Source organism: Arthrobacter sp. B2a2-09 (genome assembly GCF_027587375.1).
Taxonomy (GTDB): Bacteria; Actinomycetota; Actinomycetes; order Actinomycetales; family Micrococcaceae; genus Arthrobacter.
Genome location: NZ_JAMXIC010000002.1, coordinates 291,309 through 313,262, shown reverse-complemented (window position 1 = coordinate 313,262; position 21,954 = coordinate 291,309). Strand labels below are relative to the sequence as shown.

Below are 21,954 nucleotides of genomic sequence, written 5' to 3'. Positions count from 1 at the left end.
CGGGCAATGCACCTACGCTTTCGCCCAGATTGCCACCCAGGCCACCTGCAGATGCCCGGCTGTGGCCGCCGCGGGGCAGCCGGTCAGGCAGGATTCGGTCTGGAGGATGTAATGCATCGGCGTGCCGGGGATGCCGACGGTGCTGACCCCAATCGAGACACCATCGAGGAAGAACTCAACGCGCCCAGGCGTCCATTCGGTTGTCGCGGTATGCCAGGCCGTGAACCGCGCACCGGACTGGTTTTCATGGAAGATGTTCTTGTCCGACCCGGCCTGATGGACGGCACCGTAAAAAGACTTGGACAGATCACCTTCGGGGTAATCGATCTCTCCGTCACGCGGCCACACTCCGCTATCCGGCCACAGCAGCCACGCCGTCTTGAACCCCTGCAATGCCTCGGACCTGAACCGTACCGAATACCGCCCGTACAACAGGCTGTCGTACGGGCGCCCGTTGGCCGGATGCAGCTTCGGGGAGGGTGCCGCCCCCATCGAAACACCCTTCTCGGTGTGCAGGTACATGTCGAGCATCCCATCCTTGACGCTGAGCACCTTCGATGGGTAATACCCCGACCTTCCGCCGCTTTGCTGACCGGCCGTGTCCGGTGTCCCGTCAGCGTAGTTGACGCTCCATTTTGCGCTGTACGCCGGCCCGGGGAAACTCCCAAGCGGGACGTCCCCCTCGCTGAAATCTTCACTGAATACCTGCCGCCATCCGGGCAGATCACCCACCGGCATTTGCCCCGTCGCCTGGGACTGCCCTGTGCCGGCCCCCGGCGTCGAAGTTCCGGCCGTCGCGCTTGCGCCAGGGGAAGCCGGGCCTGTCGACGGGCCGACGCATCCGGAGGAAGCCAGCGCCAACGAAGCAACGAGCACGATCATCATGCCCAGGCGCTGGACAGTCTTGAAGCTCTTGCCGTTTCGCCGATCCTCCACGTGCATGGGAGCCAGTGTGGCGGCAAACACACACCGAAACAAGTCCCGGACCGTTCCTCCATCGTCCGGGCCCGGAGCCTCTTCATCCACGGCCTCGTCTGCGAATTCACAGGGAACCCGAAGCCGGGAACCATAGCCCCGTTGAACTTAGTGTGCAACAGTGTCCGGACCGGAACGCTTCCGCGATACCCGCTACCGCCAAGACGAGGCGTGACCCTTCGGCGCAGACCTGCCGGCATGCCTGCCAGGGCCACTGCCGGCGGTCAGAAGGAATTGGGAGGAAGCAGATTCAGATGAAACCCAACATGAAATCCGGCAGAAAGGTCCTGGGCAACGGCCGTCCGCGGCACCGCCGTTCACGGGCTGAGCGCGTCGTCATGACGGCTGCGCTTTTGGTCATCACTACGGCTTGCCAAGGTCCGCCGGGTGGCAGAACACCGGTTCCGGATCCCACCACAACCATCACCGGCTCCTCCACGTCCCCGACGTCGGACTCGTCGCCCTCTTCGTCGCCGTCCGACAGCCCCGTGGCCACGGCGGCAGCCGGGAAGATCGGCCACGTCTTCGTGATCAATCTGGAGAACCAGAGCTACAACAAGACCTGGGGTCCGGATTCGGCCGCCCCCTACCTCTCCCGGACTCTGCGCAGCCAGGGCGTCCTCCTTACCCAGTACTACGGCGTCGCCCATCATTCCAACCCCAACTATCTGGCCCAGATCTCCGGACAAGCATCCAACCCGATGACGCGCAATGACTGCACCACCTACGCCCCGTTCATCCAGACCGGCACCGCGGACCCGGGCCAGGTACTCGGATCGGGCTGCGTCTACCCCGCTTCAGTCCCGACGCTCGCCGGGCAACTTAGCGACGCCGGGAAAACCTGGAAGGGATACATGGAAGATATGGGCACGCCGTGCCGCCACCCTAACCCAGGTGCAAAGGACGACTCCCAGAACGCCAAAATCAATGACCAGTACGCCACCCGCCACAATCCCTTCGTCTATTTCACCAGCATCACCGCCTCCCCCGGCTGCCAGAACAACGTGGTGGACTACACCAACCTCGCGAAGGACCTGCAGTCTGCCGCCACCACTCCGAACCTCGCTTACATCAGCCCCAACCTCTGCCATGACGGCCACGACAGCCCCTGCGTCGACGGACAACCCGGCGGACTGCAAAGCGCCGACGCCTGGCTTAAAGAGCAAGTCCCCGCCATCCTCAACTCACCGGCCTACCGGCAGGACGGCGTGCTCGTCATCACCTTCGACGAGACGGACGGTAACTCAACTGGCCCCTCCGGCCTGCCAGGAGGAACAGCTGGAGGCCTTATCGGCGCGCTTGTACTGTCTCCATTCAGCAGCCCGGGCACCAGCACCGGAACGATGTACAACCACTACAGCCTTCTCGCCACCATGGAGGACATCTTCTCGGTCCCCCGTCTCGGATATGCCGGAGCGCCTGGACTGCGGAGCTTCGGGCGGGACGTGTTCAACACGCAACCTTGACCTTGCGGAGAAGCTGCATCGGCGCTACCAAAGCAATGCTGGATTTGGTAACGCAACTGTAACCGCCCCCATGGTGCCATTGGTTCTCGACGGCATAGCCGGGTGCCTGGGCCGGTACCGTCGCAACGAGCTCGCCGCAGGCAGATCGACCCTGGCTCCCCGCTGAGCGGGATGCCCGGTACCGACCGCAGCTTGGAGGACGGAACAATGAAACGACTGTACCGGCTAGGACTCTCCGGAATGCTCGGCCTCGCGCTCGGTGCGGGCGGGATGATCGTTGTTGCGCCCGCCGAGGCAGCCTCGGTCTCCTGCCAGCCAGGAACCGCAGCACCTACTGACAGCATTCCCGGCACCACTGTGGTGGCGGACAACTTCGAATCCGGGTCCTTGTCCCCCTACACCATTGTCACCCAAGGGACGGGCACAGCCGCGGTCAGCTCGACGCTTGCCCACGACGGCTCGTGCTCCGCCTACCTGCACGCAACGATCGACGCCGGTTCGATCTCGAATATGGCGGTGCCCCTGCCAGCGGGGGCCACTCACGCCTACGCGGCCGGGTGGTTCAACATCACTACCGCCGGTGTAGCAGGCAACGACGTCCCCTACTTCCGGTTCTTCTCCGGCGCTACACGGATCATGGACATCTTCCGTTACAACAGCACTTCCAACTTCGTGCTGAGAGTCACTGCGCCAAACGGAACCTTCAGCTACACCACCATGGTCTCCACCGTTGCCCTCAACAGCTGGCACCACATCGCCATCGACGTCACCGCCAACGGGAGCGCTACGGCCGCACAGGTCTGGTTCGACGACAAGTCCGTCTATTCGTCCAGCACCCTCAACGTCCCAGCAACGTCCCTGAGTAGTGTGATGCTCGGCTCCGAACACCCGACCCAGCAGGCCGACATTTACGTCGATGACCTGATCATCAAGAACGAGTCCGCATCTTCGTCGTATTCCTTCACCGACGTGCCTTCGAACTATCCCTTCTTCAAGGAAATCACCTGGGCCGCCGACCAGGGTATTACCACCGGCTGGGTCATGCCCGACAACAGCCGCCAGTTCCGGCCCCTGGAGTCCATCAGCCGCGAAGCGATGGCAGCATTCATCTACCGCTACATGGGCAGCCCTGCCTACACCCCGCCAGCAACACCCAAGTTCGCCGATGTGCCGACGAACAGCCCCTACTACAAGGAAGTGTCCTGGTTGGCCGACCAAGGTATTACCACCGGTTACAACGACGGTCCTAACGGCACGGCGACCTTCCACCCACAGGGCTCGGTCAACCGCGACGCCATGGCGGCTTTCATCTACCGCCTGAACGGCAGCCCCACGGTTTCCGTAAGCAGCAACTTCACCGACGTTCCGTCCAACTACCCCTTCTACAAGGAGATCACCTGGCTCGCCAGCAACAACATCACCACCGGCTGGGCGAACCCTGACGGAACCACGGAATTCCGGCCCCTCACCCCGGTTGCCCGCGACGCCACTGCGGCCTTCCTCTACCGCACCAACGCCAAATACCCCAAGCCCTGAGCACGGTCAGGCAAGCGCCGGAGGGACTGACGGTTAGCACCGTCAGTCCCTCTTTCCTTGAGCGGTCCTTGGTCTGTTCACGGTTCCGAAAGCAAGCTCCTCAGTTGTGCTCGTGCCCGGCTCAGACGTTTCCACATGGCTACTTCGCTGCACCCGCAGAGGATTGCCGCCTCCGCGGCGGACAGACCGAGCCAATAAGTCAGAACGACGGCCGCCCTGTCATCAATGTGAAGCCTTTCCATCACGATCTCAAGATCGGTCGGCTCACAGGGATCCAGGGAACTTCGGGAGATTCTGCCTATTGCAAGGATCAGCCTCTCCTTCTGGGCACGGCGCCGATATTCGGTGCCAATCAGATTCCGGGCCGTCACATAGAGCCATGAGGCTGAATCCGTGCATTCTCGCCCGAGGATCTTCCATGCCAGCAAGAATGACTCACTGCAGATGTCCTGAGCCGTCTCATGATCATCGACCCTCCGCTTCACAAACGCCAAGAGTCGCGGATAGTGGATCCTAAAGTAATCAGCAAAATCGTCTTCGGGATGTTCCCCCACAGCGCCCCAAGCCGCCTTCCCTAGCTCAGTTGCATACGCCGCCGTACATCGGCACGGATATGGTCGATGTCGTCCCCGCCACGGGGTCGGTGACCCTGATTACAACGCAGGCCTGTCCACGGACAAGAATCATCCCTGGAAAAACCGTTCTGCGGCCTTGGCACCCTTTGATGGAATAGGATCGGTTCACAACCACGTTCCCCTCCTGCAAGGCAGGATTAGTTCCCCAGTCCTTGCTGGAGACAACCATCAGAACAGCGTCGTCCGGCCCTTCAATGCTCACAACACGCTCACCGATGCCCGGCTCCAGGGTCAGAGGCGCTTTCCATCCGCCGTATTGGATCCCCGCGATGGTGACCGCGAAACCGCTTAGACCGTCCTTGATCGGCCACACATATCCCGCCGGGCTGCCGATCCAAGATCTGGATGAGACCCCAATCGCTCCGGGCGTGCCTGACCCCGGAGGTTCTGGCTCGCGACCCGCGTCCTCGCTAAACGCATCCGGACATTCGAGGTTCGACGCTAATGTGAGCGCCTTAGGTGAAGAAGCTTCCGTTGGTGGCGACGTGTTTAAGGGCTGACACGCTGAGAGCCCCAACATCACGGATAACACGACTATCATTCCTTGGCCCGATTTCACTCGATTTGTCTCCCTCATCGGCGGACGGCAATCGGTCTCTATATCAACATCAGCACGCCGGTCGCTGCGCCTGCAATGCCTTCGATGATTCCAAGCGGTGAGACAGCGCGCACGATTTTGTCGGCTGCCGATGTATCGCAGGCGAAGGATTCGTCAAAGGTAGTCGCGACGGTGGTCGTCAATCGACCTACCGCGAAGGCGAGAAAAGTGAATACCGCCACCGCCCAATGCCCTTGTGAGAGGGCCCACAAAGCACACACGACAAACAGTGGAGATGCCATCGTTGTCACGAATCCAAGGCCTAGGAACCATCCAAAAACGGCCATGTAGCGTGTGGTTCCCCAGCGTTCCCATTCCCGTCGGACTTTCCACCCACCTGGCGCCACCGACATCGGGCGGGCAATGCGGAACGGCGCCAGCACCAAAAGCAGCAATCCGACAACCACAGCGGGGACCTGTATCCACAGTGCCAATGCCATCAGGACCGTAGCGGTCGTAAGCGCCCCAAGCACAAGTCCGACGGAATGGACCAAGATCGTGACCTCGGATTGTCCAGGCTTGCCAGCCAAGCGGATTGCGGCATTCCATCCACAGTCCGTTCGAGCACCTTGAAGGCCAACCAGAAGTGCGACGATCGCCATCCCGACAACCGGTGCCGCGTTTGAACCCCTCCCAAGAATAGCTAGCGAACCAGTTGTGACAACGGCGCCCACGCTCACGGCTACTAAGGCAAGGCCGAGCGCAATGACGCTCGGTCGCATATCAACGCGGCGCTGGCCAGTGATGATTTCGGTCATGACAATCCTTTCTCATCCATAACAAATGCAATTGACGGTTCCGCTCCCGCCCCCGTACCACGAGCACCTGCAGTCGCAGCATTTCCCGCCTTGGGACGTCCAGCAGTAATTGCCTGCGGAAATGCAGCCAAGGTTGAGAGGACTGCAGCTGTGGTAAGTTCCGCTGGCACAGTTGCTACCTGAGCAAAACGCACTGCTCGTGGTGCGACAGTCGGGGAGCGTGTAACAGGGAATTGCGGCGACGGCCGCCTTCTGGCCCAGGCTAACGCCAGCAACAGCCCCGAACACTGCAGCCAAGCCACCGCCGATGGCCTTTCGTCGGTTGATGGAGCGGGTGAATTTCATAATCGCCTTGCTCATGGCTATTCCTCCTCTTCGGAATGCGAATGCTTGATACCAGAGACTTCCACGCTTGAGTCCGGATCCTCGGCGATTCGAACGGCCCAATCGAGACCAGCCCTGCCGTTGATGATTGATTTCCCCACTACTCTTGCGTTCGCATCCACCACCACAGCAAAAGGCGTTCCGTTGACTTCGTTCCTTGCCGTCAGCGCTGACTTGTGGTCCCAAATGACATCTGCGTGTCCGGCGAGGGGCCGCGCCCAAGCCACGACGTCGCTCCTCCGTCCCGAGCACAGGAGGACGAATCGAACCGAATGCTCCTTGAAGTGGATCAGTTCGTCTCGAATCTGAGCACAATACTCACAGTCGGTATCAGCGAACACAATTACCGTCGGACGTCCGTCGGGAAGGTAGACGTCCCGCCCGTCAAGGCTCTTTTTGCCTAGAGACAGGACCGAACTTCCGAGGGCCGGGCCTTGCGCAGACTTGTTTTGGCTAGTGTTCATATAAAGCTGCCCGAAGTGCCGATACAGCGCCAGCACAGCGAGCGTGAGCAGGATCAGCAGCACCCACGTGGCAAGATGACTGATGATGAGCGGCGTCATGCCGGCTCGGTCCTTTCCTGCGTTGCCTGGCCGCTCCTGGGATCCCAGCTGAGTTCTTTGCGCAACCTCTGCCGATAGTCGACCAAGCGAAGCAAACTGTTCGCCAATCCGAACGCCTGAATAAACGAGATTGCCGCCAAAATGCCAACCAGCAGTTGATGCCAGTCCATGAAGCTGCTCTCGATGTCGCCCAAGAGAACTGCTGAAGCCGCCAGAAGGAGTACTGCCCGAACCGCCCCAACTCCCGGCATTTGATGATCATCTATATGTCCGAAGCAGGAGCACGCTCCTGAGCGCCGTCTCAGCCCAAGCAGTTGGAGGATTACGAATCCCAGGCTCAGCGCGGTCGCGCTGACCGGGCCTACGGGATCCAGTTCAGGTAGCAGCAGGAGACCAGCAGTACTAAGTTCGGCGACGACGATGGTAGCGAACACAGCACCAATCCATGTGCCTGCTACCCCTAACCCCCGCAGATAGTTGCTGAAGCTCCGTGGGGCGCTGAGTTTACCTGCGACCGCAAGCAGAAAGACCATCGTCACTGCGACTCGTAGAACGGTCATACAACTGCCTCGACGATCGGAACAGATCGCGCGATTCCAAGCAGGGAAGCCAATCCAGGAAGGTACTGAGGGCTTGATCGAATCGCCAAGGAAGCCCCACTAGGCAGGCTAACGGCAACGGAATGCTGAGAATCAGTGTCCCAGTGGACAGGACCCACGATTGTGTCCCATTGGCCGGAACCGGGACCCGGCACCCAATGACCGTCGAAGTAGAGGGCGCTAAGCCGCCCCAACTTAATCTTGATGGGCGGCTTCGTCTCCACGCACGTCAACGTGGCCCCGGCCGGTGAGTAGCAAATTGAGAGCATTTTAGCCTGCGCGAATCCAGACCCAGTCTTGTACCTCACGATCAGCTGATCAGGGTCATCATGGAACTCGATAGTCGAATCGCCCTCCGCGACACCGAAATATGCGTAGCCGTCGGGGATAGTTCTCAGCTTTAAAGAACTGACGTAGATCATTGCCACATCCTTCTTTTGCTTGTCCCGCCGCCCAAAGGGTGGCGGGACAAAGTCATTGCCGGGCTTTATGACCTAGTAGTTGCGCGGGACAACGGATTCCTGACTTCTTGTCGTAAAAGCGCGACCGGCTATCTTTGCGGAGTCTAGTCTTGGTCGCGTCGCGACCCGTGTCGGCTAATCGTCACCGAGTCAGCAGACGCGCAGGATCGAGCCGACTGGACCCGGGCGGCACAAAATGACGACGACGGCGAGGATCGCCGCCGCCGTCGTCGTACGCGCCGTGGCGCCTTCAGTCCTGCCGCTCGAGGAACTCCCGCACCCGGGCGCGGGCCGGCTCGCGGTCGTAGCTGTTCACGAGGGCGGCCGCCATGCGGACGGGGTCACCGAAGAAGAAGTACTCATACAGGGCCTGGCGCCCGGCGAATGCGGAAATGCTGGCATCGAAAGCAAGCTTGAAGAGGCGCACGCGCTCCGGCCCGGTCAGGGTCTTCGCCTGGAGGTACAGCTCGATGTCCGGCAGTGCCTCACTTGCCACGTCCGCTTCGCCCGGCAGGGCCATAAGACCGGACGCCGAGAACTTCCGGATGATGGCGGGGAAACGCTGGGCAACCTTGGGGTACCAGTTGCGTGCCGCATTCAGGGTGGGCCAATGCGGCAAGAACACGCCATCCGGGCTTGGAGCCGCCTGGGCTTCCGCAGCTACCATGAGGGCCTTGCCGATTTCAACGGTTTCGATCAGCTCAGCGAGGTCTTCCTGGATGTGCTGGAAACCGTCGATCCCGATCGATGCCGCAATCTCCGAGGCAAGGCCCAGGAAGAACTCGCTCTTCGCGATGGTCCGCGTGACCACCTGGTGGGTCATCAGGGCCCCGGCGCCGGTCTCGGAGTAGAAGGCATTGCACAGTTCAGGATGGCCGAGCATGAAGATGCGCTCGTTGGGAACGAACACATGGTCGAAAACGACGACGGCGTCCATCTCCTCGAAGCGGCTGGCGAGCGGCTCGTCGTGGGTGCCTCCACCGTTGTAAAGCGAGGTCCGGCACAGGTACCGCATGCCCGGCGCATCATTCGGAAGGGCGAACGCGTAGGAGTACGGAGCATCTTCCGGCGTCGAGCGCAGGAGTGTCGATGGGAACACGAGAAGCTCGTCGGCGATAGGTGCGATCGTGGCGAGCATGCGGGCGCCGTGGACCACGATGCCATCTTCCCGCTCCTCCACCACCCTGGCCGAGAGTTGGCCGCCGAGCTGCTCGGAACCTGACACCGAGCGGTTGACTTGCGGCGGGATCAGCGTATGCGTAGCCAGGAGATCGTTCTCGCGGCAATGCTCGTAGTATTTGCGGATGTTTTCGCCGAACATCGGATCGGCCTGGGCAAACCACTTTTCTGCGGCTGCGAGCGCCGTGAGGGCGCCGTTCATATAGTCACCGGTCCGGCCCAGGAATCCGAGGGAGTATTCAGCCCAGGTGCGGATGGCTGCATGCCGATGTTCGAGGTCTTCTTTGCTGCGCGGCACCAGGAACGAGGCACTCACCCGGTCACCCGTCGTCGGGGACTCATAGGTGAGGGCGTCCGCATATTTCGGGTCATGCTGCATGTCGAAGAGCTTCGCGTACGTGCGGGCCACGTTCCTGAAGGACGGGTGGTCGGCGATCTTCTCGGTGACCATTTCGCCGTCGATCAGGACGTGGGGGTTCATCGAGTTGAGCTTGTCCAGGTACTGCTGTCCGGTCCGGATTCCCATGGTTGTCTCCAATGATGGTTGAGCTGAAACGGCATGTGGCTGCGACGTTGACGGGCGCCGCGGCAACTACAGAAGATCCTCCATTCCCAATTGGCTTTCCGGGATGGTGGTGAAGGAGCTGTTGGCGAAGGCGAGCGCGTCGCCGCTGCGGTAGTTGAAGTCCACCACTTCACCCAGGTAGAGGGTGTGGTCTCCGCCGTCGTAGGCTGCCCATGGCGTGCATTCGAAATACGCGAGGACGTTGGATAGCCGGGGCGCGGTGTCGCCTTCGACCCAACGGGGTTCGGGCCCGGGACGGCCCGCGAAATGCAGGGCGAGCTGCTTCTGTTCGGCGCCCAGGATATTGACGCTGAACGGGCGCCCGGCGAGCTCGTCGTGGGCTTTGGTGTTGCGGGCGATGCTGACCAGGACCAGCGGCGGTTCCATGGACACTGAGGTGAAGGAATTGACGGTGATGCCATGCCGCTTGGTGGCGCCGTCGAACGTCACGATGGCAACGCCCGTGGCAAAGCGGCCCAGGCTACCGCGGAAATGATGTGCCCGCGGCCGCGAAGTGCGGCCCAGGGGTCCCGGTTCCGCATTCTGACTGGACTTGGCAATCATCGTTGATTCCTGGCTGGAGATTGTTCTACATGTGAGCTTGTTCTATATTTGAACAACAAATTCTCATACAGAACCATAGCCTCTCGTGTCCCACAGCACAAGACGGCGGGCCAGCCGCGTGAGACCCCAACATAGGATGGAGCGCATGATGTCTCCCAGCGCCGCGAAAAGTCTGCAGGAAACGACGGCGACGGTCTCGCCGTCGCAAACCCTCTCCCGCGGAATCCAAGCCCTGGAAATCCTGGCCGCCGCCGAACGCCCCCTGACCATTGCAGAACTTGCTGGCGCCCTGGGCGTTCATCGCTCGGTGGCCTACCGGATCCTTCGCACGCTGGAGGATCACTCCCTGCTGGTGCGCGACGACGCCGGACGCGTCCAGCCCGGTCCCGGCCTTGCGGTGCTGGCTCGGGGCGTCTCCCGCGACCTCCAGACGGCCGCCCTCCCGGAGCTGACCCAGCTTGCCAACACCCTGAACATGACGGCCTTCGTAGCAGTCTGGGACCATCAGGACTGCGTCACACTGGTCACGGTCGAGCCGCGCCACTCAGCCGCGACACTGGCACAACATCCCGGCACACGCCACCCCGTGAACACCGGGGCACCTGGAATCGCAATCCAGTCCACCATGAGCGAGGAAGAATGGGCCGCCCGCGCTCCGGCCCTGCCCTATCGGCCGGAGGCGGCCGAAGCGCGCCGGCTCGGCTACGCGGCGAGCCACGACGAAGTCATCGCAGGCTTGTCATCCTTGGCGGCCCCCGTCCAGGTGCCAGGCGGCCGACCCGCGGCGATCGCCGTCGTCTACATCCGCCGCGAACAGGACCAGGCCGCCGTCGGCGAGGCACTGGCAGCGAGCGCGGCTCGCATAGAGTCCCAACTGGCGTAAGGTCACCTACCCCTCCGAAGCGTTGGCCTCGATGCGGCCCAGGACTTCCATGAACTTGGCTTGCTCCTCCGCACCCAACCCCTTGATGAGCGAGCGTTCGGTGGCCAAGTGATCGGGCAATACGCGCTCTACCAACGCCTTACCTTCCGGCGTCAAAGTCACCACGGTGCCGCGCTTGTCATCCGGGTCCTTGGATCGCACCACCAGGCCGCGATCTGCCAGCTTATTCAGGCGCTGGGCGATGGCGCTTGAGGTCACCATGGCCGAGTCCGCAAGGGCGGCCGGGGACAGCGAGTATGGACTACCGGAGCGGAGCAGGGTTGCCAGCACGTCGAAGGAACCGGAATCAAGGCCATGCCGGGAAAAATTCCGCGTCAACTGAAGTTCCGCGGCATTCATCGCACGCGTCATGCGCCCGATAACGGCCATCGGCGAAACATCAAGGTCCGGGCGCTCGCGGCGCCACTGCTCCAAGATCCGTTCGACTGCATCACTCATGGGCCCACACTAGCATTTTGCTAAGCGCTTAGTTATTATCGCTAAGTGCTTAGCAATCGAAATTTTGTCATCGCAGCAACTGCCGTCGCACCCATCACCTGGGGGTCGACCTACTTTGTCACTAGCCAGTTCCTACCATCGGGCACGCCTTTGCTTGATGCGGTGGCACGGGCCCTTCCCGCAGGCCTGATCCTTCTGGCGATCACCCGCCGGCTCCCCCACGGTGCATGGTGGTGGAAATCTGCCGTGCTTGGAGTCCTCAACATCGGCGCCTTCTTCGCATTGCTTTTCCTCGCCGCGTACCGGCTGCCCGGTGGGGTCGCGGCAACAGTCGGAGCCGTTCAGCCGCTCATAGTCGCGGTGCTGGCGAGCCGCTTCCTCGGCGAACGCCTCGCCCGCCGCCAGATCCTGGCGGGCGCGGCCGGGGTGGCCGGCGTCGGAATCCTGGTCCTCCAGTCGCAGGCGCGCCTTGATGCCATCGGAGTGCTTGCCGCTTTGGCAGGTGCCACATCAATGGCAGCAGGAGTTGTCCTGAGTAAGAAATGGGGCCAGCCTGCCTCGCCGCTCGCGCTCACCGCATGGCAGCTCGTCAGCGGCGGCATTCTCCTGTTGCCAGTCCTGCTGTTGGTCGAAGGCCTTCCTACCCAGCCGCCCTCGCTCACTAACATTGCGGGATTCACCTACCTCGCGCTGGTTGGGACTGCCTTGGCCTATTCCCTCTGGTTCCGCGGGATTTCCCGACTGCCCGTTGGAGCAACCTCGTTCTTGGGCCTGCTCAGCCCACTGGTAGCGGTGCTTCTCGGATGGGCGTTCCTTGGACAGTCCCTCTCCTGGGGTCAGCTCCTCGGAGCGGCCATCGTCATGGCGGCGCTGGTTTCAGTATTTGTCCCGGAGCGTGGAGAGAGGGCGCAGAAGGAAGCACCGAAGGCGGCTGTCGCCCACTAGAGGCAGGCAATCCGGGTCTCTAGTGTTGGGTGGCTGGCCTGCGCCGGAGGACGAGCCCTGCAACGGCGCCGAGCACCAGAAGGGCACCCGAAGCAACCGTGGACACCACAAAAGCGGCGGCGGGACCCTGGGTCTGGGCCAACTGGCCGGCAAGGTAGGCACCCAACGCCGTACCCGCCACGATGCCGCTCGCCAGGGCGGTCATCACGGTTGCCATCCGGCCGGCCGGTGCCACGACTCCCCCGATGCTGAAGACGGTCACCATGACGGGTCCCACGGGAATTCCAAGCACCAACAAGACAATGACCATCGGCCAGATCCCGGCGGGAAGGAACAACAGGAGAGAGAACGCCGTCATCGCGGCCGCGGCGAGCAACCAACGGATGGCCAGCCCGAAGCGCTGCGGCCAATAGGCAACAGACAGCGCAGCGACGGCGGAGCTCAGGCCCATGACCGAATACATCAGCCCCGCGATTTCCGCCGTGGCGAACTGGGCGGAGAAAGCGCTCAACGCATTCTGGGTTGCACCGAAGAATGTTCCCATGCAGACCATCGCCAGCACCGGAACGGCCACCTTCAGCCAGGCCAAGGAACGGGCACTCGACTTCTGCTCCGCATGAACGCTCCCGACGTCGGCGCGCGCCTTGCGCTTTGCCGGCACCACAGCCAATTGTGAAGGATGGACGGCAAAAGCCGGCACGAGGGTGGCTGTAAGGACGGCCGCCAATGCGAGCGGAAGCCAAGGGGCTACGAGGCTGGCCAGAATACCCACCAGCGCCGGACCCAGGACGAAAGTGATTTCGTCCGCGGTTCCTTCGTAGGACAAGGCGGTGTCCAGGTCCGCGCGGCTGGACGCCACACTTCCAGGACCGGGGGCATTCGCTCCGGCTCCGGCGTTCGAATTCCGGGTGTTCAGGTTCCGGGTTGTCAGGGCCATCCAACGGACACGGGCCATGGGCCCCACCTGCGGGCAACTCGCTCCGGCAAGGAATGCTGTCACCAAAATGGCAATCGCGTCCGTGGGGGCGTTGAAATCGGGCGTCAGGTACGCGGCAACGAGCAATGCGATGACCGTCACGGCGTTGACAGCCGCGGCTACGAGCAACACCGGGCGCTGGCCTGACCGGTCTGCGAGCGAGCCGAGCACCGGCGCGCCCAAGGCTGATCCGATGCCGACGGCTCCGGCAGCCAGGCCGCCGATGGCGTAAGAATGGCTGACAGCCGTGACAAGGGTGAGGGTGCCAACGGTAAGCATCGCGAGGGGCAGCCTCGCGAAGAGTCCCAGCGGCAGGAAGTTCCGGCCGGCAAGCTCGGGCAAGCGGGCGAAGCGGCCGGGCAAACGCGAACGGCGAGGGGCAGCCTTCGGGGGCGCCGAAGGAAGTGAAGGGGCGGCCTGGAGCGCGGTGTTCGCCGCGGCGTTCTGTGGGGAGGAGTTCATGATTCCGGGTTCGCTGAATGGTGCGCATCGTCCCTCCTCCCGATGCGCGCGACCCGGTGTAACCCTCCAAGTCTACCGGACGGCTATCTAGGCTGCCGCGGCGTCGACGATTCGCACAGTGGAGCCGTTCCGGTTTTTGATCACCTGCAGCTGGCTGCTGATTCTCTGTTTCATCTCCGCAACGTGACTGACGAGCCCAACTACCCTGCCGCCGTCGCGCAGTCCCTCCAGTGCATCCATAACCTGCTCGAGGGATTGCTCGTCAAGGCTCCCGAATCCCTCATCCACGAACAAAGTTTCGATGTCCACGCCGCCGGCCTCTTGCTGGACCACATCCGCGAGCCCCAGGGCCAACGCGAGCGAAGCCATGAACGACTCCCCGCCGGACAGTGTGGCGGTGTCCCGCCGCTGCCCAGTCCACTCATCCACGACTTCCAGGCCCAGACCGGATTTCGCGCCACGGGCTGCCTTGGCGTCGGTGTGTTGCAGGGTGTACCGGCCATCGCTCATGGCGATCAGCCGCTCTGACGCCGCTGCGGCGACTTGTTCGAGGCGAGCGGCCAGCACATAGCTGTTGAGGCTCATTTTGTAGCCGTTGTCGCCCGCCCCTCTGGCGGTTTCGGCGAGCTCGTTGAGTACCCGGGCGCGTTCACGGGGGCCGCGCCCGGAGGCCGCAGCCTCTTCGTACTGCGAGCGGATCGCAGCCAGGCTGGTCACCGTCCGGGCAGCGAGTCCCGCAGCAAGAGCCAGGCGGCGGACCGTTTCTTCCGTCTGTCCGACCTCCTGCTCGAGGGCGGCGAGCTCGACGGCGGTCAGGGGCACCTCTCCGATCTGGGCTTCCTTGGCAGCAAGCACGAGATCCTCGGACTCGAAGAGTTCCGCGAGGCGGGCGCTCTCGGTCTCGGCGGCCCTGATGGTTTCGTCGAGCCCGGCGGCGTGCTGCTCGTCGAGGATTTCGAGCCGCGCGGCCTCTGCGGTGTCGAATCCGTTTACCGAAAGGGCGCTTTCCAAAGCTGTGGATGCATCGTCCAAAGCCTCCTGGGCACGTTCCAACTGCTCGCCTGCGGTCACAGCCGACTGCAGGAGCTCGCGTTGCCCGGCCAATGCCTCAATCCGGCCGCGCAGTGTGTCGAAGCCATCGCGAAGCCCGGAAAGCAAAGTGTCCAGGGACTCACGTTGTTCGCCCAGCAGGACCATGGTGGACCCAGCCTGCGCCGCAGCGGTGTCCTCGTGGAGTTGTTCTTCCTCCAAGCGGGCAATGCGCTCTGTCGCGCGGGCGAGGTCTGCCTTGCCCCGATTGAGCCCGTCGACGGCGGAACGTGCCGAGGCCAGGGCGTCTTTGGCCAAGGCCTCCGCTAGAGCGGCTTCCCTCGGATCGATGTCTCCGCCTTGGGCTGCGAGCACGGCAACTTCCTGCTCAGCGGACGCGAGCTCAGCTGACGCCTGAAGCAGTTCATGTTCGCTCTCGTCATAGCGTTCGTGGGCGGATTGCTCTTCCTCGGCAAGGGCCAGCGCGGTTAGCCCGGCTGGCGCCGGGGAAGGGTGCTCGGCGCTTCCGCATACAGGGCATCCTTCGCCATCCTGCAGCTTTGCGGCGAGCTCGGCTGCGGCGTTGGCCAGCCGGGATTCGCGAAGATCCAACCAGAGTTGGCGGAGGTCTTGGGAAAGCGCTCGGGCAAACGCGTGGCGCTTCACTGCCGCGGACTGGGAATCAAACGCGGTTGTGTAGCGGGCCACCGTCTTGACGGTGTTCTGCGCTGCTGCAGCTTCGCTTTCGCGGAGGGGCAGCTCCAAAGCGACCGCCTCCAGCGGACCCAGCTCACCTTCCAAGGCAACTGCCTGCGAGCGAAGACCGGCCAAAGCAAGGGACCGCTCCGCTTTGGCAGACTCACGCTGCCGTGCCGCGAGGTCGAGCGCATCAAGCCTGGCAGTGATGTCCTCGAGCTTTTGTTCGTCCCCGGCCCGGGCCTCCACAACGGCCATCGTTTCTTGAATCCTGGCCAGCGACGTGCCGGGGTCGCTTGCGCCCGGAGAGGCTGCAAGAAGCTTCGCCGTCGCCGACTCCGCCTTCGAGCCTGCTAGGTCGAGGGCCTTCACGGCGCGGTCTACTGCGTCGAGCTGTCCGCCGAGGACGGCGGCTTTCCGGTGACGTCCAAGTCTCTCGCGGAATTCCTGCACTTCTGCCGCGCGTCCGGAGAGCGCTTCGTGCCGGCGCGTAGCGGCGTCGAGCTTCGCGTGCCGTTGAACCCGTTCCCGGGCGGCGTGGAGCTTGTCTGCCAGCTGAAGCCGGACGGCATCGGCCGAGCTGGCAGCTTGCTGCCGCGACTGCGATTCGGCCCGAGCCCGGGTCTCGAGGGTTACGAGCCGGAGCTCAGGCGTGGACGCACTGGATCCTGCGTCATCAAGATCCGGATCAACGGCCTCGTCGATGCCCAGTTGCGCGTACTCCGCCTCCGCCCGCCGCACGAGCAATCGAAGCCCGTTCTGGTTTTCCTCCACTTCTGCGCGCGCGGCGTTTGCTTGGAGTACCAACTGCTGCTCGATCGCTTCAAAACGCTGGGTTCCGAAGAGCTTCTGCAGAAGATCCAGCCGGTCGGAAGCTTTGGAACGCAAGAAGGCCGCGAAGTCTCCTTGCGGGAGCATGACCACCCGGGTGAACTGTTCCCGGTCCATGCCCAGGACGTCACCGATTTCCATGCCGGCTTCGTCGTTGCGGGAGGTCTTTTCTTCCCACGAACCATGAACCCGTTCTCGCAGAAGCGTTTTGGCCTGCTGGGTGGTGAAGCCCTTGCGTCCACGGGCACTTGGCCTGTCCCACGCGGGCGAACGAGTGACCTCAAAGCGCCTGCCGCGCGCCGAAAATTCGCAGACAACCCGGGGCTCCGCAGCCGGGTCCGCGTGGTCGCTCCGCAAGCGTTTGCCATCCTGGCGGGCGCCCGGCACCGAGCCATACAACGCAAAGCAGATTGCGTCGAGCACGCTTGTCTTTCCTGCGCCGGTGGCGCCGTTCAAGAGGAACAGGCCTTGGGCCCCCAGCTGGTCGAAGTCAATCGACTGAGGCCCGGCAAACGGCCCGAAAGCCTCAATATCAAGCCGATGGATTCTCACAGCTCTGCTCCTTCCAGCCGGACCGTTTCCAGGGCTTCACGAAGGGCGGAAAGTTCAGCATCGTCAGCCGGCCTCCCCCGCACGTGGTCGAGAAAGCCGCAGCAAACACCAAGATCGTCCTCGGCCTCTGCGAGCCTGCTGCTGTAGCTGGCTTTGACCTTTCCCGCAGCGTCTTCAGGATCAAAGCCAAGGACCAGCGTGTCCGGGAACCGGGCACGCAGCTGTTCCATGGCCTGCGCCGGCCGCACGGAGTCCGTGAGGGTGATCTGGCAGTACGCAGTTTCGGCCCGGCGATATTCCTCCGATTCCAATAGCCCAGCGAGCTTCCCCCGGAGAATGGCCAGCTCCCGTGGTGCTTTCCACAGAATTTCCTCGACGCTTTCAACGCCGTCCGCACCGACGTCAATCAGCCATGCGCCCTTCCGATGCTTGGCCTCGGAGAACGAGTAGGCCAGGGGCGAACCCGAATACCGGACGCGCTCCGAAAGTTCCTGGCGTCCGTGCAGATGTCCAAGGGCGGTGTAGCCGAAGCCATCGAAGAGATCCAGCGGCACTGCCCCCAAACCGCCGATGCTCAAATCGCGTTCGCTGTCCGAGGTGATGCCGCCACTCGCGAACGTGTGTGCCAGCACAACGGAGTGCACCGGTCCTGTCTCGCTCCTCCGGGCAATGTCCTCACGGATGAGCTGCACCGCGGCCTGCGTGACGTCAAAGTGACTCGCAGTTTGGGTACCGAGCCGTTCGGCGACAAGCCTCGGTTCAAGGTACGGAATACCGTAGACGGCAAGCACAGGCGCACCCGCAGCTGCAGGATCGTCGTTGCTATCCAGTGGAAACAAGACAGGGGAATCGAGATCCTCAACGCGGGTCCGCAGATGGACTCCCCCGCGCTCCAGCAGCCGCGAAGCGAAACCAAGGCGGATCGCGGAATCGTGGTTGCCGCTTGTCAGCACCACCTTGGCACCGGCGTCCGTGATCCGCACGAGGGCGTCGTCGAGAAGCTTCACGACATCCAGTCCGGGAAGGGCGCGGTCGTAGACGTCCCCGGCAATCAGGACGACGTCCACCGACTGTTCCCTGATGACTGTCAGCAATTGCTCGATGAAGTTGCGCTGGGCGTCGAGCATCCCGACGCCGTGGAACGATCGTCCCAGATGCCAATCCGAAGTGTGCAAAAGCCTCATGTTTTCAAGCTAAGGGGAGGCACGGACATTATTGTCGCGGCGCGGCGGCGCCGGCCGTAATAGGGCCTTCCGGGCAGCTAGATTCCTGTGTCAGTCCCTCTTGCCGTCGAAGAAATCACGGGCGGGGTCGACGTCGGGCTTCACTTCGGCGGGCGCCGCAGCCGGCGCCACAGCCGGCGTGGAAACCTCGGCCGCGCTTTCCGGGACGGCCGCTTCAGCGTCGTCGTCGGACTTTTCGTCCCAGCCGTCGGCCGGCAACGGCTCCTCGACCTCAGCTACGGCCGCCGGAGCGGTTTCGCCGAAACCGCGGAAGATGAGGCCTGCGATCGCTGCCCCCACCAGCGGCGCGACCCAGAAAAGCCAGAGCTGCTCCACTGCCCAGCTGGAGCTGAAGATGGCGGATGCGGTGGCACGGGCCGGGTTGAAGGCAAGGTTTCCGGTGGATTGACCCAGCTGCAGCAGGACTGCGACTGTCAGGCCGACGGCGAACGGTGCTGCGAGCTTGCTGGGATTGCGTCGAGCGGTGACACCCAGGAAGACCCCCACCAGGAGCGCTGCCCCGAGGACCTCGATGAGCATCACGCCGGTCACGGGAACCTGGAAACTGGAATGCGTGCCGAATCCGGAGGTTGCCGTGTCAAAGACGGTGCGGCTGTCAGTGATCCCGGGAACTGTCCGCACGACGGCGAAAATCGCCAGCGCGCCCAGCAAACCGCCCACAATCTGGGCCCCAAGGTACGCGGCCCCATCCACGAGCTTCATCCGGCCGGCAACCAGGTGACCAACCGTGATGGCCGGGTTGAAATGCCCGCCCGACAGGTAGCCGAAGGCAAGCATGGCAGCAGTGACGGTCAGGCCGCTGGCCAGCGACGCCGGCATCGGAACCGCTTGGGGGTTGATGAAGATCAACACACCCAAGCCGATAACCACAAGGAACAGCGTCCCCAGAGCTTCAGCGAACGCCCGGGCAAGGAGCCGGGATCCGCGGGAGGAGGGAACGGACACAGTTGTGGTCATGTCGAGGGATTCCTTAGTTCGAAGTTCGGGTGGTCTGTTGCGGGGGCGAATGCTTCAGGCACGGCAACGAAGCCACGCAGCGGACCGCGCCCTTGCCCCGCAGCATCCTGTCAGCCGATTCTGGACGCTTCCTGAATCCGAGCCTAGCCGCCCAACGCGATCGCGGCGACCGCAGCGCAGGCGAGCGCGATGATGGACAGGGCGCTTGCAAGCATCAAGACTGCCGACGCTTCTTCCGCGCCATGGTGCAACTGGTGGGACCTGACCCAAACGACGCAGCCCAGGACAATGGTGGCCGCTGCGGCCGTCAAGGCGCAGATTCCTTGGTAGTCGAGCCCCGGTATCCCGGTGGGCAGTTGCCCCGCGCCGGACTTGGCCGACAGCCACCTGCGCCAGATGAAAAGATCCACCACCAGAAGCGAAATCAGCGTCCGGCGCCAAGCGAGCGTGGTGCGCTCCGGCTGCAGCCCCCGATCCTTGGCTTCAATGCTCAACGCGCCACCAGGATCAACACCGCAAAGGTGAATGCCGCCACGGCGACCACGATGGTCATGAGCAACATGACCCGCGAGAACGGCAGTGCCTGGTCGTTGCGCATGGCTGCCTCCATCTGCGCCCACCGGCGGTAGGCAAGCGTCGCGAGGCCCGCCCCGATTATTGAAAGCACGACGCACAAGACAATGCGCACGGGCTGTGGCGCGATGTTCGGAGCAAGCTGATCGATGGCGACGGCACCAGCGAGCAGCGCCAACGAAGTACGGATCCAAGCAAGGAAAGTCCGCTCATTTGCGAGGGAAAATCTGTAGTCCGGGGTCTTTCCGGTTTTCCGCCACTCGGGTTCACGCATCACTGCCTCCTGGTTCACGAGCCACCGTATCAGTGGGCAGGTGAAGACCGGCGAAGCAGCCACGGTAAATTACCACTATGAGTGCTGAACAGTCTCCCTCCGCCGTGCCATCCTTCGAGTCCCGGGTCCGCGGATGCCTGCTGGGAGGCGCCTTGGGCGATTCACTCGGCTATGCCGTCGAGTTCGACGACGTAGCCACCATCCGTTCCCGCTTCGGCACGGCGGGCCTCACCTCTTTTGACCAGCTCGACGGCGGCAGCCACTTTTCAGACGACACCCAGATGACGCTGTACACCGTCGATGGCCTCGTGGAAGCGCTCGAATGGGCCAACGACGGCGTAGCGGCGGATGAAACGGCGTGCCTCTGGCTGGCTTACCTGCGTTGGCTAGCCACACAGGGCGTGGCCTTGCCGGCGTCGGCCCCCGTTCCCCAACCGCGTTGGATTGATAGCCAGGAGGTACTCCGGCACCGCAGGCATCCGGGCAAAGCGTGCCTGAGCGGACTCGCAACGGGCCAGATGGGGACCAAATTTCGCCCCGTCAACCCGGAATCGAAGGGCTGCGGCACGGTGATGCGGTCCGCGCCGTTTGGACTGGTCCCGCATATTTCCGAGGCTGCGGTCTACAAGTTGAGCACGGATGCCGCGTCCTTGACCCACGGACACCCTTCGGCGCGGCAAAGCGCCGGCGCCTTCAGCGTGTTGGTGCACAAACTGACCGCGGGCTTGGATGTACGGACTGCGGCTGAGCATGCCTTGAGTGTGGCGTCAGCATTGCCGGATCCTGCTCCCGAGCTCCTGGACCGCCTCCGCCGGGCGCTGGAACTGTCTTCCACCGGCACGCTGCTCAGCCCGGAAGAACTCACTGCGCAACTGGGCGAAGGCTGGGTCGCGGAGGAGGCACTCGCCGTCGGGCTCTATGCAGTGCTGGCAACCGCCGCGGCGGCGGAGACGGAGCTCGATCCGACCGCCCACTTCCGTGCAGCCATCGGCTTGGCGTTGAACCACAGCGGCGACAGCGACTCCACCGCCTCGATCGCGGGCAATATCCTCGGGGCATTCCATGGGGAAGAGGCCCTGCCCTCGGACTGGCTTGAAGCCCTTGAAGCTCCTGACGTCATCCGTGGGATGGCGCAGCGGCTTATTGCTGTGACGGTGGGCTAGTAGTCGCTCGGCTAGGAGGCAATCGGCTCAAAGGCGGCGAAGCGCGATGTTGTTGCATGCTTCGCACACGTCCTCGGGGATGAGGCCGTGCTTCTGCAGGAAACCAAAAATGGCGCAACCCAGGCAGAATCCCACAAACGACTCGAGGGACGCGGCCACAATCAGCAAGGCGAGCAGGATCCAGGCACCCAGCGAGAACCCGGTGAAGAACAGGACCACGGCTGCTGTGCTGAGCACCGCGCCGATTCCCTGTGCGAAACGCTTGGGCGGACCCGGGACAAGTTTGGCGGGACCCACCCTGGGAGCCAGGAGCTTGACGGATAGCAAGGCAAACGGCGAGACCCTCGGCCCGAACAACACCCGCAGCCAAAAGCCGGCCGCGATCAGCACGAGTCCCCAGCCGAGGCCGCTCAGGAGGGTGGCCACCGCCGCAAGTACCACCAGGCCGGCCGTGATCCTCGCGGCGTATTCATTGACCGGGTTGGGGAAAGCGAAGACGGCCCGCCATCCGGACACAGCCGACGGCGAGGTCCCGACGGCGGTGCGAGCGGTGTCGATCTGATTGCCCTGTGTCATGGCTCAAGGCTA

Annotated in this window: 20 protein-coding genes; 5 read left to right on the top strand and 15 right to left on the bottom strand. The window is 63.2% G+C overall.

What is annotated here, in order from left to right:
• Positions 1–12 precede the first annotated feature (12 nt).
• On the bottom strand, positions 13–942 hold the full coding sequence (locus NFJ07_RS03570; protein ID WP_269992548.1) for a glycoside hydrolase family 16 protein: 930 nt from the start codon (positions 940–942) through the stop codon (positions 13–15).
• Positions 943–1,241: 299 nt separating this feature from the next.
• Between NFJ07_RS03570 and NFJ07_RS03565 the strand changes: the two genes are divergently transcribed.
• Together NFJ07_RS03565 and NFJ07_RS03560 are read left to right on the top strand one after the other, a co-directional pair.
• Complete coding sequence (locus NFJ07_RS03565; RefSeq protein WP_269992547.1) at positions 1,242–2,441, top strand: alkaline phosphatase family protein; 1,200 nt, start codon at positions 1,242–1,244, stop codon at positions 2,439–2,441.
• Between the two features lie 207 nt (positions 2,442–2,648).
• Entirely contained in the window at positions 2,649–3,977 is a 1,329-nt protein-coding gene (locus NFJ07_RS03560; RefSeq protein ID WP_269992546.1) for an S-layer homology domain-containing protein, read from the top strand.
• A 77-nt stretch (positions 3,978–4,054) separates the two neighbouring features.
• On the opposite strand, the gene NFJ07_RS03555 is transcribed toward NFJ07_RS03560, so the two are convergent.
• From NFJ07_RS03555 to NFJ07_RS03530, 6 genes are all read right to left on the bottom strand, one after another.
• A complete protein-coding gene (locus NFJ07_RS03555; protein WP_269992545.1) occupies positions 4,055–4,531 on the bottom strand; it encodes an RNA polymerase sigma factor in 477 nt (158 codons plus the stop codon).
• 678 nt (positions 4,532–5,209) lie between these two features.
• Positions 5,210–5,968, bottom strand: a complete 759-nt coding sequence (locus NFJ07_RS03550) for a hypothetical protein (protein ID WP_269992544.1) — start codon at positions 5,966–5,968, stop codon at positions 5,210–5,212.
• Between the two features lie 362 nt (positions 5,969–6,330).
• On the bottom strand, positions 6,331–6,915 hold the full coding sequence (locus tag NFJ07_RS03545) for a TlpA family protein disulfide reductase (protein WP_269992543.1): 585 nt from the start codon (positions 6,913–6,915) through the stop codon (positions 6,331–6,333).
• A complete protein-coding gene (locus NFJ07_RS03540) occupies positions 6,912–7,475 on the bottom strand; it encodes a MauE/DoxX family redox-associated membrane protein (protein WP_269992542.1) in 564 nt (187 codons plus the stop codon). Before NFJ07_RS03540 ends, NFJ07_RS03545 begins: the two co-directional genes overlap by 4 nt.
• Before the next feature lie 750 nt (positions 7,476–8,225).
• A complete protein-coding gene (gene hpaB / locus NFJ07_RS03535) occupies positions 8,226–9,680 on the bottom strand; it encodes a 4-hydroxyphenylacetate 3-monooxygenase, oxygenase component (protein ID WP_269992541.1) in 1,455 nt (484 codons plus the stop codon).
• A gap of 66 nt (positions 9,681–9,746) precedes the next feature.
• Entirely contained in the window at positions 9,747–10,283 is a 537-nt protein-coding gene (locus tag NFJ07_RS03530; protein WP_269992539.1) for a flavin reductase family protein, read from the bottom strand.
• Positions 10,284–10,431: 148 nt separating this feature from the next.
• On the opposite strand from NFJ07_RS03530, the gene NFJ07_RS03525 reads away from it, so the two are divergent.
• On the top strand, positions 10,432–11,166 hold the full coding sequence (locus NFJ07_RS03525; RefSeq protein WP_269992675.1) for an IclR family transcriptional regulator: 735 nt from the start codon (positions 10,432–10,434) through the stop codon (positions 11,164–11,166).
• A gap of 6 nt (positions 11,167–11,172) precedes the next feature.
• Here the strand turns inward: NFJ07_RS03525 and NFJ07_RS03520 are convergent, their stop codons facing one another.
• The gene (locus NFJ07_RS03520) at positions 11,173–11,664 is read right to left on the bottom strand and encodes a MarR family winged helix-turn-helix transcriptional regulator (protein WP_269992538.1); all 492 of its coding nucleotides are present in this window, start codon (positions 11,662–11,664) and stop codon (positions 11,173–11,175) included.
• 45 nt (positions 11,665–11,709) lie between these two features.
• Between NFJ07_RS03520 and NFJ07_RS03515 the strand changes: the two genes are divergently transcribed.
• Positions 11,710–12,609, top strand: a complete 900-nt coding sequence (locus NFJ07_RS03515) for an EamA family transporter (RefSeq protein ID WP_269992537.1) — start codon at positions 11,710–11,712, stop codon at positions 12,607–12,609.
• 19 nt (positions 12,610–12,628) lie between these two features.
• Here the strand turns inward: NFJ07_RS03515 and NFJ07_RS03510 are convergent, their stop codons facing one another.
• From NFJ07_RS03510 to NFJ07_RS03485, 6 genes are all read right to left on the bottom strand, one after another.
• The gene (locus NFJ07_RS03510; RefSeq protein ID WP_269992536.1) at positions 12,629–14,047 is read right to left on the bottom strand and encodes an MFS transporter; all 1,419 of its coding nucleotides are present in this window, start codon (positions 14,045–14,047) and stop codon (positions 12,629–12,631) included.
• Between the two features lie 87 nt (positions 14,048–14,134).
• The gene (locus NFJ07_RS03505; RefSeq protein WP_269992535.1) at positions 14,135–17,155 is read right to left on the bottom strand and encodes an AAA family ATPase; all 3,021 of its coding nucleotides are present in this window, start codon (positions 17,153–17,155) and stop codon (positions 14,135–14,137) included.
• Positions 17,152–18,339 carry an exonuclease SbcCD subunit D gene (locus NFJ07_RS03500; RefSeq protein ID WP_269992534.1) on the bottom strand — a complete coding sequence of 396 codons (1,188 nt, stop codon included), beginning with the start codon at positions 18,337–18,339 and terminating at the stop codon, positions 17,152–17,154. The genes NFJ07_RS03505 and NFJ07_RS03500 overlap by 4 nt, the downstream gene beginning before the upstream one ends.
• 90 nt (positions 18,340–18,429) lie before the next feature.
• The gene (locus tag NFJ07_RS03495; protein ID WP_269992533.1) at positions 18,430–19,356 is read right to left on the bottom strand and encodes an MIP/aquaporin family protein; all 927 of its coding nucleotides are present in this window, start codon (positions 19,354–19,356) and stop codon (positions 18,430–18,432) included.
• A gap of 143 nt (positions 19,357–19,499) precedes the next feature.
• Positions 19,500–19,850 (bottom strand): DUF202 domain-containing protein, encoded by a 351-nt coding sequence (locus NFJ07_RS03490; RefSeq protein WP_269992532.1) that lies wholly within the window; start codon positions 19,848–19,850, stop codon positions 19,500–19,502.
• A complete protein-coding gene (locus NFJ07_RS03485) occupies positions 19,847–20,203 on the bottom strand; it encodes a YidH family protein (protein ID WP_269992530.1) in 357 nt (118 codons plus the stop codon). The genes NFJ07_RS03490 and NFJ07_RS03485 overlap by 4 nt, the downstream gene beginning before the upstream one ends.
• Positions 20,204–20,280: 77 nt before the next feature.
• Here NFJ07_RS03485 and NFJ07_RS03480 point away from each other — a divergent pair, with 77 nt between their 5' ends.
• Positions 20,281–21,366, top strand: coding sequence for an ADP-ribosylglycohydrolase family protein (locus NFJ07_RS03480; protein ID WP_269992528.1), 1,086 nt, complete (start codon positions 20,281–20,283; stop codon positions 21,364–21,366).
• A gap of 27 nt (positions 21,367–21,393) precedes the next feature.
• Here NFJ07_RS03480 and NFJ07_RS03475 read toward each other — a convergent pair whose 3' ends face one another.
• Positions 21,394–21,942: a DUF4395 domain-containing protein gene (locus tag NFJ07_RS03475; protein ID WP_269992527.1), complete on the bottom strand. Its 549-nt coding sequence runs from the start codon at positions 21,940–21,942 to the stop codon at positions 21,394–21,396.
• Positions 21,943–21,954: the final 12 nt, after the last annotated feature.

Bases quoted from the DNA above. Each gene is read 5' to 3' on its own strand.
- NFJ07_RS03495 (WP_269992533.1), bottom strand. From the start codon at position 19,356: ATGACCACAACTGTGTCCGTTCCCTCCTCCCGCGGATCCCGGCTCCTT.
- NFJ07_RS03500 (WP_269992534.1), bottom strand. From the start codon at position 18,339: ATGAGGCTTTTGCACACTTCGGATTGGCATCTGGGACGATCGTTCCAC.
- NFJ07_RS03520 (WP_269992538.1), bottom strand. From the start codon at position 11,664: ATGAGTGATGCAGTCGAACGGATCTTGGAGCAGTGGCGCCGCGAGCGC.
- NFJ07_RS03540 (WP_269992542.1), bottom strand. From the start codon at position 7,475: ATGACCGTTCTACGAGTCGCAGTGACGATGGTCTTTCTGCTTGCGGTC.
- NFJ07_RS03560 (WP_269992546.1), top strand. From the start codon at position 2,649: ATGAAACGACTGTACCGGCTAGGACTCTCCGGAATGCTCGGCCTCGCG.
- hpaB (WP_269992541.1), bottom strand. From the start codon at position 9,680: ATGGGAATCCGGACCGGACAGCAGTACCTGGACAAGCTCAACTCGATG.
- NFJ07_RS03525 (WP_269992675.1), top strand. From the start codon at position 10,432: ATGTCTCCCAGCGCCGCGAAAAGTCTGCAGGAAACGACGGCGACGGTC.
- NFJ07_RS03545 (WP_269992543.1), bottom strand. From the start codon at position 6,915: ATGACGCCGCTCATCATCAGTCATCTTGCCACGTGGGTGCTGCTGATC.
- NFJ07_RS03570 (WP_269992548.1), bottom strand. From the start codon at position 942: ATGCACGTGGAGGATCGGCGAAACGGCAAGAGCTTCAAGACTGTCCAG.
- NFJ07_RS03475 (WP_269992527.1), bottom strand. From the start codon at position 21,942: ATGACACAGGGCAATCAGATCGACACCGCTCGCACCGCCGTCGGGACC.
- NFJ07_RS03480 (WP_269992528.1), top strand. From the start codon at position 20,281: ATGAGTGCTGAACAGTCTCCCTCCGCCGTGCCATCCTTCGAGTCCCGG.
- NFJ07_RS03550 (WP_269992544.1), bottom strand. From the start codon at position 5,968: ATGACCGAAATCATCACTGGCCAGCGCCGCGTTGATATGCGACCGAGC.
- NFJ07_RS03510 (WP_269992536.1), bottom strand. From the start codon at position 14,047: ATGAACTCCTCCCCACAGAACGCCGCGGCGAACACCGCGCTCCAGGCC.
- NFJ07_RS03530 (WP_269992539.1), bottom strand. From the start codon at position 10,283: ATGATTGCCAAGTCCAGTCAGAATGCGGAACCGGGACCCCTGGGCCGC.
- NFJ07_RS03485 (WP_269992530.1), bottom strand. From the start codon at position 20,203: ATGCGTGAACCCGAGTGGCGGAAAACCGGAAAGACCCCGGACTACAGA.
- NFJ07_RS03565 (WP_269992547.1), top strand. From the start codon at position 1,242: ATGAAATCCGGCAGAAAGGTCCTGGGCAACGGCCGTCCGCGGCACCGC.